The 16,746-nt window shown below is 31.7% G+C and carries 16 protein-coding genes; 1 reads left to right on the forward strand and 15 read right to left on the reverse strand.

The window, feature by feature from the left end; all coding sequences use genetic code 11:
• Positions 1-88: 88 nt before the first annotated feature.
• The 7 genes from G3567_RS10820 to G3567_RS10850 all read right to left on the reverse strand — a co-directional run bounded on the left by G3567_RS10820 (position 89) and on the right by G3567_RS10850 (position 6,540).
• Positions 89-859: a DUF6090 family protein gene (locus G3567_RS10820; protein WP_164005106.1), complete on the reverse strand. Its 771-nt coding sequence runs from the start codon at positions 857-859 to the stop codon at positions 89-91.
• A gap of 163 nt (positions 860-1,022) precedes the next feature.
• Positions 1,023-1,799 (reverse strand): DUF6090 family protein, encoded by a 777-nt coding sequence (locus G3567_RS10825; protein WP_164005107.1) that lies wholly within the window; start codon positions 1,797-1,799, stop codon positions 1,023-1,025.
• Positions 1,800-1,965: 166 nt separating this feature from the next.
• Positions 1,966-2,949, reverse strand: coding sequence for a hypothetical protein (locus G3567_RS10830; RefSeq protein WP_164005108.1), 984 nt, complete (start codon positions 2,947-2,949; stop codon positions 1,966-1,968).
• 123 nt (positions 2,950-3,072) lie between these two features.
• On the reverse strand, positions 3,073-3,885 hold the full coding sequence (locus G3567_RS10835) for a LytTR family DNA-binding domain-containing protein (RefSeq protein ID WP_164005343.1): 813 nt from the start codon (positions 3,883-3,885) through the stop codon (positions 3,073-3,075).
• Between the two features lie 236 nt (positions 3,886-4,121).
• Positions 4,122-4,889 carry a DUF6090 family protein gene (locus tag G3567_RS10840; RefSeq protein WP_164005109.1) on the reverse strand — a complete coding sequence of 256 codons (768 nt, stop codon included), beginning with the start codon at positions 4,887-4,889 and terminating at the stop codon, positions 4,122-4,124.
• 336 nt (positions 4,890-5,225) lie between these two features.
• Complete coding sequence (locus tag G3567_RS10845) at positions 5,226-5,927, reverse strand: DUF6090 family protein (protein ID WP_164005344.1); 702 nt, start codon at positions 5,925-5,927, stop codon at positions 5,226-5,228.
• 94 nt (positions 5,928-6,021) lie between these two features.
• Entirely contained in the window at positions 6,022-6,540 is a 519-nt protein-coding gene (locus G3567_RS10850; protein WP_164005345.1) for a hypothetical protein, read from the reverse strand.
• A gap of 199 nt (positions 6,541-6,739) precedes the next feature.
• On the opposite strand from G3567_RS10850, the gene G3567_RS10855 reads away from it, so the two are divergent.
• Positions 6,740-7,255, forward strand: coding sequence for a hypothetical protein (locus G3567_RS10855; protein ID WP_164005346.1), 516 nt, complete (start codon positions 6,740-6,742; stop codon positions 7,253-7,255).
• Between the two features lie 801 nt (positions 7,256-8,056).
• Here the strand turns inward: G3567_RS10855 and G3567_RS10860 are convergent.
• The 8 genes from G3567_RS10860 to G3567_RS10895 form a co-directional block, all read right to left on the reverse strand.
• A complete protein-coding gene (locus G3567_RS10860) occupies positions 8,057-8,377 on the reverse strand; it encodes a hypothetical protein (protein WP_164005347.1) in 321 nt (106 codons plus the stop codon).
• A gap of 355 nt (positions 8,378-8,732) precedes the next feature.
• Positions 8,733-9,362, reverse strand: coding sequence for a hypothetical protein (locus G3567_RS10865; protein WP_164005348.1), 630 nt, complete (start codon positions 9,360-9,362; stop codon positions 8,733-8,735).
• Between the two features lie 83 nt (positions 9,363-9,445).
• Positions 9,446-10,630 (reverse strand): serine hydrolase domain-containing protein, encoded by a 1,185-nt coding sequence (locus G3567_RS10870; RefSeq protein WP_235923569.1) that lies wholly within the window; start codon positions 10,628-10,630, stop codon positions 9,446-9,448.
• Positions 10,631-10,844: 214 nt separating this feature from the next.
• Complete coding sequence (locus G3567_RS10875; protein WP_164005350.1) at positions 10,845-11,585, reverse strand: DUF6090 family protein; 741 nt, start codon at positions 11,583-11,585, stop codon at positions 10,845-10,847.
• A gap of 91 nt (positions 11,586-11,676) precedes the next feature.
• Positions 11,677-12,435 carry a hypothetical protein gene (locus tag G3567_RS10880; protein ID WP_164005110.1) on the reverse strand — a complete coding sequence of 253 codons (759 nt, stop codon included), beginning with the start codon at positions 12,433-12,435 and terminating at the stop codon, positions 11,677-11,679.
• 682 nt (positions 12,436-13,117) lie between these two features.
• A complete protein-coding gene (locus G3567_RS10885) occupies positions 13,118-15,001 on the reverse strand; it encodes a DUF885 domain-containing protein (RefSeq protein WP_164005351.1) in 1,884 nt (627 codons plus the stop codon).
• A 173-nt stretch (positions 15,002-15,174) separates the two neighbouring features.
• The gene (locus G3567_RS10890; RefSeq protein WP_164005352.1) at positions 15,175-15,822 is read right to left on the reverse strand and encodes a hypothetical protein; all 648 of its coding nucleotides are present in this window, start codon (positions 15,820-15,822) and stop codon (positions 15,175-15,177) included.
• Positions 15,823-15,976: 154 nt separating this feature from the next.
• Complete coding sequence (locus tag G3567_RS10895) at positions 15,977-16,678, reverse strand: hypothetical protein (RefSeq protein WP_164005353.1); 702 nt, start codon at positions 16,676-16,678, stop codon at positions 15,977-15,979.
• Between the last annotated feature and the right edge of the window lie 68 nt (positions 16,679-16,746).

Genomic DNA, 16,746 nt, shown 5'->3' on the forward strand with positions numbered 1-16,746 from the left:
ACTTAAATTTTTCGATTTAGAACTGACATTAGCAATTCCCAGTGGATTCGGACGTAGTCGAATACGCCGTGATTGCGGTTATACAGTGTTAGCCTTTCGTTATTTCTTTATTTATCAGTTCAACAACTTGTTTATTCAATTCAATCATTTTTTTATAGTCATCAATTATTAATGAATTAGTAAAAACTGATAGAACGAATCCATTCTTAAAAATCGTGTCATTTAAAAGTCTATCTAATTCTTGTCTTGAAAGCTTTATATTATTATCAAATTCTTTTTTACTGGCATAAAACAAAAAGCTTTCTGCTAATGGGTCTAAATCAACAGTTTTAAACCAAGGGTCATAAAAATAATGCTCCATATCATTTCTTAAATGTTCTCGGTTTGATATAATTTGATTGTGTATTATGTCTAAATTTAAAAGCCCACTTTTTATTGATTCGTTTGAGATTATTGTAAAATTTCCAGAGTTTAGTAATTCTACAAATGTGTTGTTGTTTCGTTTAAACTCTTGCCAGATTCCGACATTAAATGCATGGTAATTAAACATTTGAATATTCTCCACGGGCTTTCCTTTAAAATGTTCAAGTGCTATTTGAGCAGAGTTCACAATACCTTCTCTAATTCCAATGTGGCGTTCAAGTTCTTTTTCTTCAAAAATCAAATCACTTTTTATATTTTTCAAGAACTGTATTTCTTTCGCTCTTTGTTTATTTAATTCATTATGGTTATTGATTTGTAAGGCTATTAAGATTCCAATGACTACAAGAATTATCTCTCCAATTGCATATAACAAATACTTGCTGAATTTATTTTCTGAAAGTAGATTTTGACGAATTTTTCTAAAGAATTTTATCATTGGTTAGCAGGTTGTCATAATGAAGGCTAATGGTCTCGTATAACCGTCAGTCAGGGATAAATTTACAATTAAATTTGGTTAAGCGCTGACTTTGGCAATTACAGAGTGGATTCGGACGTAGTCGAATCCGCCGTAATTGTGGTTATACATTGTTGTGCTTTCGTTATTCTTTTCTTATTTCTAATTCAGTGTCAATGGATTTTATTAGATGATTAATTCTTTTATTTATATCATTTTGACTTACTTCTACTTCCCAATAAAATTGATTTTTCAAACTACGAAGGAAATACATAAACTGTTTATCTTTTTTGAGTTCATTAAAATTGTTAGGGATCATTTCAAGTTGCAAATCGTCAAAATTTTCAGTAACTCTATATTTTTCATAGTTCCCATTCCACAAAGCATTAAATCGTGTGCTAAAAATAGGTATATTGGCATCTTCTATCCTTTGAACGTATTTGTTGATTTGTGAATCTAATACATTGCTTGACCAAGAATAATAGCTGATTAATTTGTCCCTTAACTCATCGTTAGATATTAGGTTTAAATCTTTGGATTTTAGGGCTTCAAATACCTCTGTATTTATTTTAGGTGTCCAAGTTTGAGTAATTCTTCCAAAATGGTATTTTAAAGTGTCTTGATACTGTAAGTCTTGTTCAATATAATTTATTAAAAAGGTAATAGATTCTTTAGTAAGAGCATATTTTTCAAATCTGAAATTGTTAAATTCTATATCTGTATTTAGGCTTTGTTTAAAGTTAATAAGAAACTTGATTTCTTCTGCTTTTAATTTTTCCTTTTCATTCCAATTATTAATCTGAAGTGCAATCAATATTCCAATAACTACAAGGACAATTTCTCCAATCGCATAAATCAGATATTTACTGAATTTATTTTCAGAGAGTAGTTTTAGTCTAATTTTTCTAAAGAATTTTATCATTGGTTATTGGATGGTTTTAATGAAGCAAAACGTTAAGAATATATGGCGTTGGCCATTTCGCGGCTCTTAACTAGCAATTCGAAACATGTATTTATCAAATGTAATCATTTTCAACTTTAGCACTATTTGCCCAATGACCTATATTTAGTGTTGGGCATAGTTCATATCATTCACCTATCCCTAAGATATTATTTTTAGTATCAATCAAAATGACTTTATCCAAGAACATTTTATTCCCTGCTAGCCCCATCATTATCCAATTGGGAAAAAAATCATAGGGAGACATGCTATTTGAAGAGTACACATAAGGTGTCTCTTCAATTAATTTTCCTACCTTGATATCAGTGTTTAACTTTCTTCTGTAAAAATCATAAGATTTTCCCCAGCTAGTTATGCAACATAACGTATCTATCGATCCGGCGCTTTCTATATTTTGTAGTTTTTGATTATCCATGATGAGTGGAAACATGCTGGAGCCTGTATCGTATGTGAGCTGCACATTCTCACCATCAACTTTTGCAGGGAATAAGATTGGGAATTGATTTACACTAGCGCCTTTAATTTCATTAAATTTATATTCTAACTCTTTGAGATTATGGTTTGTAATGGCTAATTTATTTTTCTTGAAATCGAGTAGTAATTTTCTCCCAAAAATAGCATCATAACCAATCGTACCAAGAACCGTAAATGAACTGTCTATTTCAGCACTCCCGAGCTCAGATAACACCAACAAATTGTCTGCCTGGAGACTAGCGGCCCCTATTGATAAGGTTGAAGACTCTAACCAATAATTACCAGACTGACTTTTCTTGAACTCAAAAGAAGGATACTTTAATTTTAGGGCATTTAAAGTCTTACCATAGAGTTTACTTTGAGACGTCCCAGTATCAAACTGCATATAGAAAGAATCATCAATACCATTCAGCTTTACCTTTACGAAAAAGGAACTAATTTCCGTTTTTAAATCCCCATATGATCCTGAAACCCACTTTATATTAGAAAAGCTCACGGTTTTAGGTTCTTTAAAATTCTTAAATGTACTTACAGTGTTTTTGGTTCTCCAATAATAGTTAAAGACCTTCCAGCTGGTAAATAAAAGGCCAAAAATGATGACTGCTGCCAGTGATAAATTTTTAAGTGTTTTGTTCATTTCTTGAATTAGATTACAATAGTATTCTAGTAAAGAACGTGAGCAGTTACTTTATGAAAAAAATAAAGTGACAGATTTGAAGCTTTTGGGATGAGTTTGAAGTTTGTGAAATCAGCTTGACTTTTAAGATTGATTTTGCAGATACTTTTTTATCCCTAAAAAATATTTTGGTGATACAGGAACCTCTTCTTCCAATTTAGTTATCTTGATGTAACCTTTACGGGTATTTCCGTATATCTGATTTATCTGTAAAGGATTTACTAAGTATGACCTATGTACTTGTTCTGCTGATAGAATTTTATTTTTTATATCAACAAATTTTGATCGGATTATTTCTTTTTTAGGCAATTCATTTCTTATGTAGTAAATGTCCACATAATTTGATTGTGCTCTTGCCATAAGAAAATCTTTTTCCAGGAATTCTACTACTTCATTTTGGTTATACCCTTCTATCGAAATTGTCTTTTCATTTTTATCAATGTCTGGTTGTATAATAATTTTACTAAACCTTAATCGAAGATAGACCCAAAATGGAATAAAAATGGGGGCAAAGGGTAGACCGAAGTTTGTGAACCATTGCAGCATATGATTCAGTTTAATATTAAGGTCATTGACAACTAAAACATTATAGAAATAGGCAGTACTTGAAATCAATAAAAATCCCGAAACCAAGATAACTAGCTCTTGATAAATATGCCATTTTCCAAATGTGAGTCTATACCAAAACTCCTCAAAAATATGAATCAGTAATACTGGTAGGATGATACAAATTCCATAACCAACCAGCTTTATGTTTTTATACTCTATTTGATTCGTGTAAATATCAAATGGTTGAAGAAAAATTAGAACGACTACAATCGTTGTTGCCAACATTAGGCTTAATAATAACGTGTGATACCAGTCAGAAGTATAGCCGATGGATTTATGTAAATTCATTTAAAACAGATTTCTATAATTCAAGTAAAATAATAAATGTCAGATTTATTAATATCTGCAGTTTTTTATTTTTACTATGTAATGCGTGGTTATTATGCCTAACGGTTTTCATATGGCCTGTGGCGGTTTCGAAGCACTTTCCTGTCCAACGAAACCAAAGCTGGATACGAAGCGAAAACCCTGCTGGTAGCCGTTTACCCGCCATAAGGCTATATGCGTTGTTGTGCTTTCGTTATTTAATAATTTTTCAATTCGGATTCTATTAGTTTTCTCAAGTTTTCGTTTTCTACTATTACTGTTTTGAGTCTAGTGTAGAAATCACTCCATTTCACATTAACCTCAAACAAAATTTGATGAAACTTCTTGGTTTTTGACAATGCTAGAAATTTTTCACTGTCGATAATATCTTTGCCTTTTATCTCCTCAAATGTATAGTCTTCAAAAGTTCTCTTTTTCAATTCAAACCAATTCTTGGCGTTATAAAGTTCTTCTTGAGCAAGATATGGTTTTAACTTTTCGTTTATTAAAGGCACAAGTTCTATCCAATAAACATTTTCCATATCATTAATACTACTTGTGTAAGAGGTTAATGCGTCTTTAATTTTTGTGTTCTTTATTGTATAAATGTTTTCTTTAAAATCAGAACCTATTAGTTGTTTAAAGTACAAAGTTCTTCTTATGAGCGCAGGTTCTGAAATGGAATCAATATTTTCATTTTTTATTCCGAATTTATATAATTCTAAATGTAAGTTGTCAATCTGTTCGAATTGTGTTTCATAATAATTGAATTGTTTTGAATCAGTAACTAGATTTTCAAGAATATTATTTAATACAACCTTTTCTGCTTGTTTATTTTTACGAGTTTCATTCCAATTGTTTATTCCTAACGCAATCAAAATTCCAATTACAACAAGAACAATCTCTCCAATTGCATATTTAAAATACTTTACAGTTTTACCTTTTGAAAGCAAGTTTTGTCTAATTTTTCTAAAGAATTTTATCATTGGTTAGCGGTTTCTGGTAATGAAGCACAAGGCTTAGTATATGAAAAGTAAGCGGTATCAAAGCACTAAACTTTCGGTAAATCAAGAACTTTGATACGAGCTAAAACCTTTGAACTTACTACTGTTTCGCTTATTTTTTATATACATTGTTGGCAGCGGGCTTTTTTACCCGCTATTGCTTTTGGGTCAGATCTCTTATTTCATCAAGGAATGCCAAATCTTTGACTACTCCTCTCATCATACAGATGTTGGTTCTAATTTTTCCTTTATCTTCATAATTCCCGAATAAGATATAACTATAGCCGATCTTATCAGTTATCAGATGTCGTGCTTTCGTTAATATATAGACACTTTATTTTCTATAATGATCTTATCAATTTTGACTGCGGCTAATTTTAATTGATTAATATACCACTCCAATTGAACGTAATGATGATACAGGTCATCAAGGAATTCAGATAGTTGTTCAGGTTCCATATCGCGAAAAGATCCGGTTCTTCTTTCATGACTATACTTTTTACTTATAAAAGCCCATCTTTCGTCCAGAATTTGACCGTTATCTATTAACCTGTCATAGGTGGAATTGTATAATTTGATCAATTGTTGTGATAATTTCTTATTTCTAAAATTAGTGAGTTGATTGCCGGATACAGCAGATTGATAGGAGCCTAGTATTGGGTAAAATGTCCTGTTTGTGGAGAAATAAATTTTGAAGATAGAATCTAGTGATTTTCTATCATTCTGGTAAAGATCGAACAGGTCTCTGTTTAAAGTACTATAGGCCTCTATTTTTGGCTCTATGACTTCTATTGTAAATTGAATAAAAGCCCGATCCTGTTTTAGATCATTTTTTACGCTGGTAATGATTTCCTTTTCTTTTTCATGCTGAATTCTTCTTTCGTTCCAATTATTGATTTGAAGAGCAATTAAAATTCCAATTACCACCAGCACAATTTCTCCAAGAGCATATTTAAGGTACCTCACGGTTTTCCCTTCTGAAAGTATACTGTGTCTCAATCTTCTAAAAAAGGTTATCATTAGAGGTAGGTTTCATTTAGTTTAAATTATGCACGGACTCTTGATTAAGCACTAAATTAAGCATTATTTTTATACGGTGTTGTGGGTCGTTTTTTTAACTCGGTTCCCATAAGTCAATCCGTTTTAATTTTCCGTTCAGAAAGAAAAATAGTAATCGATTGTCAGTCATTTTTCCATTTAACGTCAATGGGATTCCACAAGTTATATATTTTTCAGTTTCTCCGTATATGTCAATGAAATTTGTTGAACTACAGTCAGATTTAAAATATTCAGAAATATCTTTTTCGGTCGTTTTATTTGACAATGTTAATTTACCTATATTAAGTTCAGTAATTTTTTCGTCAAAATAAACTACGCTCAACTCACATTTTTGAGAAACTTTATAAAATTCAAAGTGCGTTTTTCCAATGTATATTATTGAGTCGGCTATTGACATATCCATTAATTCAGGAATTAGTTTAATACTGTCAATTTGTTTAGCCAAAGATTTTAACTCATTAATATTAATTTGAAAAGGAATATTTCCATTCAATCTAATGTCATTCAATTCGACTGATTGAGCATTTACTGAAATTAAGATTCCAGCAAATATTAGGTTTAGAAATGTCTTCATTTTTTAATTACCTACAACGTTTGGTGAATGGTTAGTTACGTGTGCAGCAACTTATTTAGCAAATAAATCACAGATAGAATTTTCCGCAGGATATACGTAAATCGGCAGTGACCAAGCAATTAATTATACACGGTGTTATACCCATTTAGTTTCCTTAAATAATAATGTTGTAGGTTTACAAATAAAACCAAACAAATAGATGAATAAAACACTAAATAATACTAGAATTTTGAAACTATCAAGATTATTTATGATAGTTATGATTGTTAATTTTTCAACATCTTGTTCTTCTATAAGTGATAATGCTAAGAATTTTGCCTATGATTTAGAGGCAGCGGCTAAAACACTTAAATCTCAAGAAATTGGAAGTGAGTTTGTTATCAATTTTGTACCTATTGATACAGAAGCTCCATTCACAATTTTAATATTTTCAGAAAATGGAGTGACATTTAATGAATTAATTGAAAAAGGTCTTGATTCTCTTTTAGTTGAGGATTTATTTCCGCAACTTTCTTACATTGATTTAAAGAATAGAGCAACGAGTGTTGTATATCAAAATGGGACAATTAGTTTTACTACTTATTACAGGAGATTTGTTGATGTTAATACAACTCAAATAATTAATGGTAAAGGTGATACGGATATTCTTGTGAAAACCATAGGGGTTGGTCCAGGCAATATTTCTGATGAAGTCTTATTAATTGAATTACAATAAGAAATGAGTCAGCCTCTTTGTGGTTGTAATTGGGTATAATGTGTTTGTGTATGATTAGTGGCGTGTATAAGCACCTAATTAGCAAATAAAAACCGAATAGAAAATCAGCGAATCCCGATAGCTATCGGGATTCGTAAGTCTGCGATAACCAGCCATTAATTATTCTAGGTGTTGCCATTTCGTTGTTTTTTTTCAGATTATTGTTTTATTTCTATTTTATCGAAATCCAGCATTCTGATTTTAGTAAATTCGGTCTGCGGTTTGTTCAGCAAACTTTTTCAATTCCGATTGAGTGAGAAATTAAGTGAAAGGTCAATTCAGCTTATAATTCGGTTTTTTATAAACTTACTCAAATCGTGTTTAAAAGAAACTTCATATTGTAATAATCGCACAAATAATTAATGATAAAACACTTATTATTGTCAATAAATTTCTTTGATTTTTTATTAAATATTTTATTCCAATGACTAAAAAAACAATTTGGGCAATAAGAAATGGTATTGTCAACATTTCTATAAAAACTCCAATTAAAACAAAATCAATTCTATAATATTTAATTAACCAAATCAGAATAAAGTAAGATACAATTGCAAAATCTACAATTATCAAATTTCTATTGGTACTAAATTTGGTCATTTTTTCGAATTTGAGTGAGTTCTGCAATGAATGCCAACGGTTTGCGGCTACGCACAGTGGGGATCGTTACCAAGATTGATATCTAAAATAAGAATTTCTTCTTCAACTCAGTTCTTCCTCGTAAACAACCAAACCCGCATGGGATGTAGGCGCTGTTAGGTGTATTTACTTTAAAAGATAGATTAATAAAAAAGTAATTAATCCTAGTATCATTATAGCTAGACCAACATACGTAGTCATCTTTCGCTTTCTTTTTTCTTGATCGTTCAAAGGTCTTATTCGTCCTTCTTTGGCATATTTTTTCTCCATTGACTGTCCAACAGACACCCCAACTGCAACGCCAATTGCTGGTCCGATTCCGATAAGGCCAAGGTTACCGGTAATAATGCTGATTGGTATCCCGATTCCAGAGAAGATAGCTATACCCAGTCCAGTCCATTTATTGATAAAATGACCTTCGGGAAAAGTTTCTTTGTTTGTTTCCATAAACTTTGCATTTACTTCTTTGTTATTAATATAAATATTGTAGCTTGTTTCTACAATTGCATCTAACGTCTCTGCTATGAGTAGTTGCGTGGTTAAGCACGTAATTTAGCAAATAAATCACAGATAGAATATTCCGAAGGAATGTTCGTAAGTCGGCAGTGACCTAGCAATTAATTATACACGGTGTTGGCAACAGTAAGTTATTGGGATTCATAAAATAAGAAAAGGAGAACAACATGTGGGCAGGAGATTACTCGGCGAGAATGTTAGGAGACTTTTTTGCTTCGGTATCCTCACGTTTAAATAACTAGTTGTTAATACCCGAACTGGTTTGTTCACTCGGATTTTTTCTTACTTATTTTTGCAATATCAGAGTCAGTAAGCTATCAATATAGGCTTGTTGAGTACGTGCATATTCGTTGGCTTGTCGACTTCTTAACTTGTAGATGTAAGGTATTGTGTCTCCTTTATAAAAGTAGTTGCCACGATCTCCATAAACACTCATCCAACTATCGGGAGGGAAGATACGTATATCGTCTCTGTAACGCAGTGATGAATCCAAGTGTACGATGTTACCGTTAATCAGCAGCTCTTTGCTAAATAAGCCTTTTTTTTTGAAGCGGTCCAAGGAATTCTCATGGGCATCATACAGCACGAAAATATAATCTTCGTCAGTTGTTATATGAATATCGGTTGTACTATTCGCATAATTAATTTGTAAATAGCCACCAGCGAGCAATACTAGTTCTGCTATAATGAGTACGTAATAAGGAAAAAGCTTTTTTATAAGGATTCGGTCTAAAACGTATAAGCCAACAATAAGCATTGTGATGGGTACAACAATAATGGGATAAATAATTGCAGGACTCTCAAGAGTAAAACCAAGATAGATAGTATAAATAGCAATAACAATACTAAAAGGTGTTACAACCGTTAAGGGTGTAACAGGATAGAACCATGATTTTAGAATTTTTAAAGTAGCCATGTCTTATTTTAATTGGTGTTCATTACTTAAAGTTACAAGATAACGGTGGATTATGTTTTCTTTTTTGTCGATGCTGGCAATAGTTATTTTTTCACGCGTTTAATTTTATTGCCTTCTAAAAATCCATCTAATAATTCAACTTCCTTAACCTTATTATCTGTATTTCTCAAAAACCGCATAGCTCCATCTGTTTGTTTCATATAAAATTGGTTTTCCGATTGAGGCAATAAATGTATTTTATTTGGTCCCATCATTACAAATAGACTATCATTTTCATTGATGACTTCTAAATTCATATTTTCGTTTAGAGAATAGAATCCCGAATAACCCTTTAACAAATTTTTGTCAATGCCAATTTGTTCTCTTTCCAAAGGAAGAGAGTATTCTTTATTTTCAAGTATCGATTCAATACTATTTGAAATTTCCTTTGCAACTGGATGTCTGCGATTTGATAGAACAACAATTGCAATTTGGGCCTGTATATTATTAACTACCGAATAACTGAAACCGTCATAATAGCCATCAATTTCTAATTTATCCGAAAAATTTGAACTTATGATTTTTGCCAAATCATTTGCTGTTGATTTTATTCCTTTGCTACTAAATGTAATATCATCATTAGAAACAGGTGCTTTTTGTAATTCAAGTCCATTGCCTTGATGGTTATGATATAGATAGCCAACTGCTAAGGATGAATCAGTTTTTTGAAAATATGTGTTTTCTAAACTCAATTCCTTGCTATAATTTTCTATATTTTCTTGAAAGGTTTTACCGCTTATTTTTTCTATTAGCAATCCCAAAATATTATAGTTTAAATCACTTCGTTTGGTTTTTTCAGATGATTGAAGTGCTAAGTTCGCATAATCGATAGTTGAATATTCCAGCTCTGGATTTTGTTCTTGAATAGTTTGCAAGCTTGGTAAATTCGTTTTATGATTTAGCAAATCATTAATTGTGAGGTCTGATTTGAATTCTGGAATGTAATTCGAAATTTTGTCTGTTAATTTGAATTTCTCCTTTTTAGCCATTTCTTTAATAATATTCGCAGTAATTATTTCAGAAATTTCCCCAATTTTAAAAGTGGTTTTATTGGAAAAGGATCTATTGTTTTCATAGTCCGCTAAACCAAAACTATTTCCGTAAAGAATTGTATCGCCTTTGGTTACCAAAACAACTCCACTGAAGCGACCTAAATCAAGATAGCGGTTTGCGAGAATATCAATTTTTTCAGCTTTTTCGCTTTCAAGAATCTCAGTTTTAGGTTTCATTTCTGTTTTGCAAGAAAGAAAACTCAATATGAAAATTGTAAGGTAGAATACTTTATTCGTCATTTTCTTCATAATTATTGCCAACGGTCTCGGCTATGTTTAGTGCGTGATTTCAAGGCATTTCACTTTCCGTTAAGCAGTTAGTTTAATTAATGTAATTACGTTCCTATCAGCACTTAAGCCCGCATTACGTATAGCCATTGTTGTGCTTTCGTTATTTGTCATAATTCTTAATCTCTTCTACAAGAGTCTTTGTTTTTTCAATCAAACGTTGTCTCAAGCGATTGGTATGAATATAAATTGTGATTTTACTTGTTAATATTCCATTTAAGTTTGTCTTTAATTCGTTTTCATCGATTTGTTCCCATACCGAATTCATTTGTGTACCCTTGATGGCACTGAATTCGACATTTATTGGGAATTGAATAATGTATTTGTAGCCCAATTCTGCCAATAGTTTAAAATTCAAGTCAATAGTCTGAAGAGTTTCAATTTGTTCGGCATTATGTTTTTGAATTTTATCTCTCAAAGGTGCTTGTATTAAGTCTAAATTTCCAGTAGAAATCAGCGCATTATATGTATTCAAATTCAAGTTATTGGATGGAGTGAAATACGGTAGAAATTCGTATCGTGCAATATTTCTTATCGTGTCAAAAGTGGCATCAGATGACGACAATCGTTTGGATAAAGAAGTGTGTACTTCTAACTCTGTATTGAATGTCGAAATTTGATTTTCAAGTAAGACAATATCTGATTCTAAATCAATTAAGAGCGAATTGACATAGTTTTCTCTTAAATCCTGTTTTTTACGTTGCTCGTTAAGATTGTTAACCTGCAATGCAATTAAAATTCCCACAACTACAAGTATAATCTCTCCAATGGCATAAATCAGATACTTACTGAATTTATTTTTAGAAAGTAGTTTTTGTCTAATTTTTCTAAAGAATTTTATCATTGGTTAGCTGTTTCTGATAATTAAGCACAAGGGTTGGTATATGGTTAGTTGCGAGTTTTAGTAATTACTTATAGCCATTGCTGTGCTTTCGTTATTTGTTCGTTTTGTCGTTTTCTAAAATAGTTAATAGGTTTTCTGATTTTATTTTTATTTCTTTAAGTAAAGCAATTTGAAAATTACAAGTTCTTAATGTGGTATGCGCTTGATTACCAAAAAGTCTAAATTGCTCTGATTCTGAATCATATCGCCAATCCTCAAGTTTATCATCTTCACTGTTTATTCCTGCGAAAATTGAGCCCATAAATTTGGTTAAATCTATAGCATTTTGAAACTCAATAGTGCTGAGATTCCATTTTTGCATTTCCTCTGCATAAGCTTGACCATAAAAGTCCAGAACATTTTTAACCTTTAAAATTGCCTCTTTTTTTTCTTTGTTAAATAATGAAAGATTGCCTGTGCTAATTAAGTCGTCAATGGTATATGTTGAAGAAGTTAGCTTACTAATAAACATTAGCTTAATACTATCCATTTTTTTATTAAGAATCGTAATGTCCCTGTTTTGTTTTCTATAATAGTTAAGGTATTCTAGATTTCTTGTTCGATAAGCGTTGGTAATACTGTCCTCTTTTTTTATTTTTTCCAAATCGCTTTTCAGTTCAACTATTAAGCTGTTTTGGTAGGTTTCCATCAACTTATTCTGCTTTGAGAGTTCATTGGAATTGTTAATTTGTAAAGCAATCAAAATGCCTATTACTACAAGAGTAATTTCGCCAACGGCATAGAGTAGATACTTACTGAACTTATTTTCAGTCAGTAATTCTTGTCTAATTTTTCTAAAGAATTTTATCATTGGTTATTGGTTGGTCATAATGAAACACAACGGTTTGTATATGAGCCGTTTTAATGGCTTATATACATTGTTGTAAATAGTAATTATTTCGAATACAAAACATTTTTTTTCATGATAAGATTAATAACAATTCTAATTAAGAAATAGCCAATTAGTATAATAAAAAAAGGACCAAAATTGAAGCTAAAATATAAATTGTCAAATGGCCAAAATAACTTGTTAATAATTGGGCCCAAAATCGAAATGTAAAGTGCTAGCCAAATTCCAATAGCTGTAACTTCAATGACTAAATTTTTATGTTTAAAAATCCTCTGGATAATGTTTTTGACAAGGAGCACAATTACAATCAATGATAATACTGCAGATATACTAAATAAAAGCCAATACCAAGGATGTTCTTCAAAAGTCGAATCGCTTCTACCTATATGTTCAAAGTAATCATAAACGGAATATATGACTACTATAGACATTAAATAGGCTGTAGGATATTTAATTAATTTTTTAATCATATTTATTATTTACAACGACTAGTATATGAAAAGTAGGCGATTTCGAAACATGAAACTGTCGGTTAAGAATGAAATTTGATTCGAGCTATAAGCCTGGATTTTATTCCGGTTTCGCCTATTTTTTATAGACATTGTTAGCCTTTGTTTTTGTTTATTTCATTTTTCTTTAGCGTTTAGGTATTATTATTTTCCAAACTTACTTTGATATAGTCATTGATAGTTTTCTCTAAAACATCTAAAGGCATAGCGCCATTTTGTAAAACTGCATTGTGAAACTCCCTCAAATCAAATCGACTCCCAAGTTCTTGTTTTGCTTTTTCTCGTAATTCTAAGATTTTCATCATTCCAATTTTGTAGGCGCAGGCTTGTCCAGGTGCAACGATATAACGTTCAATTTCTTTGGTGACATCAGATGTAGGCAAGCCTGTATTTTCGACCATATAATCAATTGCCTCTTCTCGTGTCCATTTTTTATAATGGATCCCTGGATCAACAACCAAACGTACCGCTCTAAACATTTCTGCCTGCAGCCTGCCTAGATTACCAAAAGGGTCATTTTTATAAAAACCCAATTCCCAAGCCAGCTGTTCGGCATAGAGTGCCCAGCCTTCGCTATATGCTGTAAAAGGAATAACTGTTCTAAACGTTGGAATACCTTGAAGTTCATTTTGTATGGCCAGTTGAAAATGATGCCCGGGAATGCCTTCGTGATAGGCCAATGTTTTCACAGAAAATTTCACATGTTCTTTCGTATCCCTCAGGTTGACAAAAAAAACGCCATCTCTCGATCCATCCATTGCGGGACTTTCATAATAACCTAAAGCCATACCCGCTTCCTTAAATTCAGGAGCACGTTTTACCTCTAAACCTGCCTTTGGCATAATGTTGAAAGCCTTACTCATGTTTTGGCTTATATTATCAATGATACTTTTGTAATCGGCTAGAATCATTTCCCTCCCTTCATCGGAATCTGGATACAGAAATCGTTCTTCTGTATTAAGCTGTTGAATAATTTGTCCTAAGGTTTTGGTAGAATCTGCATAGTTTTCTGCCTCTAGTATAGCGTACATTTCTGACTTGATTCTATCTACCTCAGAAAGCCCTAGGCTATATACCTGTTCTGGCGTATAATCTGTAGTGGTATTTAGCTTTAACATGTGGCGATAATAAGCATCGCCATTGGGCAATTTCCATACACCTGCATCATTGGTCGCTTTTAAATTTAGATTTTCAAAATATGAAATAAGATTTTTATAAGCCGGAAAAACCGATGTCTCAATTGAAGCAGCAACTTCTTTTTTATATTGCGTCTTTTCTTCTTTTGAAATTTCTTTCAATGCATCCACTTTGGTTTCAAAATTGGTATAAAGAATATTTGAAGTAATAGCATTCGGTTTAGTAGTTGTCTGCCCTAAACTATCCGTTTTAATACCAACAAATCCCTTCATTTCGATAATTAGAATGTTATTGATGAATTTTGGCGTGATGATTCCTTTTGATTCTCTTATTTTGAGACCTTCTATAAGTTGAGAAAATTTAATGTCGAATTTTGATAAACGTGAAATATATGCTTCAATGTCACTAACATCATCGAGTTTATGATAACTTTCCATCATACTGGGCAAACCGCTTTGTATACCATATATTTGATTAACCGGATAATTATGGTAGAAAAAAGGTTCAGCTTCTACCGTATTTATCATCATATAATACCCTAAAATAGCCGTGTTGAGTTGATCTTCTGGCGATTGATTTTCATAATTATAACTTACTAGCGTTTCGTAATCTTCTTTGGCCTTATTGAAGTTTTCCCACTGTTTGGTATCAGAAATATCATCGAGTTCATCTTTAGACCAGTCATAAATGACCGGAATACCCAATTGTGTTGTTGTTTCTGGACTATCTAATACAAGTTCTACGAATACCTTTTCATAAAAATGATCGATGCTAAAAGGATGGAACCATATAAGATTGGTCAGCCATAGTCCTCCGAGAGTTAGTAGTGCCAGCAAGGTTCTTCCAGTCCAAAATTTCCAAGTGCGTTTCTTTTTGGTCATTTTCAATGTTTGTTAATGGTGGTTATTTAATGAAGGCTAACGGTTCTCTAGTATGGCAAGTAGCGTGTAAATACAAGATTACCTTTTAGAGTTTATCTTTTATGTTCATAAATATACCAAAACTTTGGGTTTAGCCTACAAAAGCTATTTGCTATACTAGATGTTGTAAGTAGTTATTCAATATTATCGGGATGATCTTCCATAAACGACTTATGATTTAATCCTCGTTCGCAAATTAACCTCCAATTATCTTCAAAATTATCTCCAGTTAGTTCTAAGCCTCTTTGGAGTCGTAAAAAGCTCCACCATCCATTTCTAAAGCCGTTATATACTTTTTTGTAACTGATCAACTTTATTTTGTTTAGCCTGTCCTGCCTATTAGGAGTCAAATGAGTCAGCGGAATTCTTAATTCTTTATAAAATTCTGACTCGTATTTTTGAAATTCTTTAGTGGGTTCATCAAAATACGTTAAAGCATTTTCCCATCTATTTTTGAAGCCCTTAATATCTCTCAATTGAGTAGCTAAGCCTTCATGGTGAGATTCTGCCAATGCTACAATAGCCTCCATGGATGACTGATAAAGGATTACTGCTTTAGATAAATGTCGAAAAGCTTGTTCTTCTAGGAATCGTATTTCACTTCCAGTTGTACCAGCATTTTGCATCCACTCTTCATGACTTTCATTTTTAGCTGTTTCGAGTAAATTGTGGTATGAAGGAAGAAGATTCTGAGCTTTAATGAGTTCATCAAACGCATTTATACCATGAATTCGGGTAACCTTAAATTCATTTATAAGCAAGTGTTCGAAAGAAATATCCATTTTGATTTTTATGACTTACAACGTGTTTGTATAAGATTAGTTGCGTGGTTTAAGCACCTAATTTAGCAAACACAAACCGAATAGAAAATCCGCGAGGATTTTCGTAAGTAAGCTCGCACTAGCAATTAATTTTATACGGTGTTAGTGGCTGGTTTTATTTTCTTTCAATCCAAATCTCTTTGTCAAACAGTGCTTTCATTGGGTCTATTCTAGAGATTTTTATTGGTTTTATCTTTTTCTTTTTTCCATCGGGTTTGATAAAAATGATTTCGATTTCCTCAATCATTTCCGTTTTATCTACCTCAACCATAAATGAAATATATTGGAATGAAACAATGTTCAAGGGTAATGTATTATTAAACCACAAAAAATCATTTTTGGGAATACGTAAGTCAAAAGTCTTGCCGTCGTCAAAATTCCAAGTTATTGGGTCTGACCAAAATATTTTGGCATCATATTGATTATTGTCCTTGGGATATTTAACTTTTATCTCTACATCATAAAAAAAGAAGTTTTTTTGAATTACTTGAATAGAAAATTTAAAAAAATATTGTTGTCCTTTTATTGTAAAAGGTTTTTGGTCCATTCCCATTCCATTAAAAGTCGCTTTTGGGGAGTAAGCAATACTTAAAATCTTTGCTCCAATTTTAGATTTTTTAACTCGGTCATATATTACTATTGCAGTAGAAATCAATGCAATTATAGTTGGTATGATAAATCCCCAGTCAATGCCTTGCTCTGTTATAGTTTTTATAAAAATGGGACTTTCAGATGTATTTAATATCTCAGTTTTTAAAGAATCAACATTAATATGTTGGATTTCTTTTTGAATTGTATCTGTTTTTATTTTTTGCACTTGTACCATTTTGTTCAACTTGCCACTAACGCTGAATATAAACTGTCGTTTTAATGCAGTTTATATAA

The sequence above is a fragment of the Psychroflexus aurantiacus genome (assembly GCF_010820555.1).
Lineage (GTDB): Bacteria > Bacteroidota > Bacteroidia > Flavobacteriales > Flavobacteriaceae > Psychroflexus > Psychroflexus aurantiacus.

Bases quoted from the DNA above. Each gene is read 5' to 3' on its own strand.
- G3567_RS10890 (WP_164005352.1), bottom strand. From the start codon at position 15,822: ATGGATATTTCTTTCGAACACTTGCTTATAAATGAATTTAAGGTTACC.
- G3567_RS10880 (WP_164005110.1), bottom strand. From the start codon at position 12,435: ATGATAAAATTCTTTAGAAAAATTAGACAAGAATTACTGACTGAAAAT.
- G3567_RS10820 (WP_164005106.1), bottom strand. From the start codon at position 859: ATGATAAAATTCTTTAGAAAAATTCGTCAAAATCTACTTTCAGAAAAT.
- G3567_RS10870 (WP_235923569.1), bottom strand. From the start codon at position 10,630: ATGAAACCTAAAACTGAGATTCTTGAAAGCGAAAAAGCTGAAAAAATT.
- G3567_RS10850 (WP_164005345.1), bottom strand. From the start codon at position 6,540: ATGAAGACATTTCTAAACCTAATATTTGCTGGAATCTTAATTTCAGTA.
- G3567_RS10835 (WP_164005343.1), bottom strand. From the start codon at position 3,885: ATGAATTTACATAAATCCATCGGCTATACTTCTGACTGGTATCACACG.
- G3567_RS10885 (WP_164005351.1), bottom strand. From the start codon at position 15,001: ATGACCAAAAAGAAACGCACTTGGAAATTTTGGACTGGAAGAACCTTG.
- G3567_RS10865 (WP_164005348.1), bottom strand. From the start codon at position 9,362: ATGGCTACTTTAAAAATTCTAAAATCATGGTTCTATCCTGTTACACCC.
- G3567_RS10825 (WP_164005107.1), bottom strand. From the start codon at position 1,799: ATGATAAAATTCTTTAGAAAAATTAGACTAAAACTACTCTCTGAAAAT.
- G3567_RS10860 (WP_164005347.1), bottom strand. From the start codon at position 8,377: ATGGAAACAAACAAAGAAACTTTTCCCGAAGGTCATTTTATCAATAAA.
- G3567_RS10845 (WP_164005344.1), bottom strand. From the start codon at position 5,927: ATGATAACCTTTTTTAGAAGATTGAGACACAGTATACTTTCAGAAGGG.
- G3567_RS10855 (WP_164005346.1), top strand. From the start codon at position 6,740: ATGAATAAAACACTAAATAATACTAGAATTTTGAAACTATCAAGATTA.
- G3567_RS10830 (WP_164005108.1), bottom strand. From the start codon at position 2,949: ATGAACAAAACACTTAAAAATTTATCACTGGCAGCAGTCATCATTTTT.
- G3567_RS10875 (WP_164005350.1), bottom strand. From the start codon at position 11,585: ATGATAAAATTCTTTAGAAAAATTAGACAAAAACTACTTTCTAAAAAT.
- G3567_RS10840 (WP_164005109.1), bottom strand. From the start codon at position 4,889: ATGATAAAATTCTTTAGAAAAATTAGACAAAACTTGCTTTCAAAAGGT.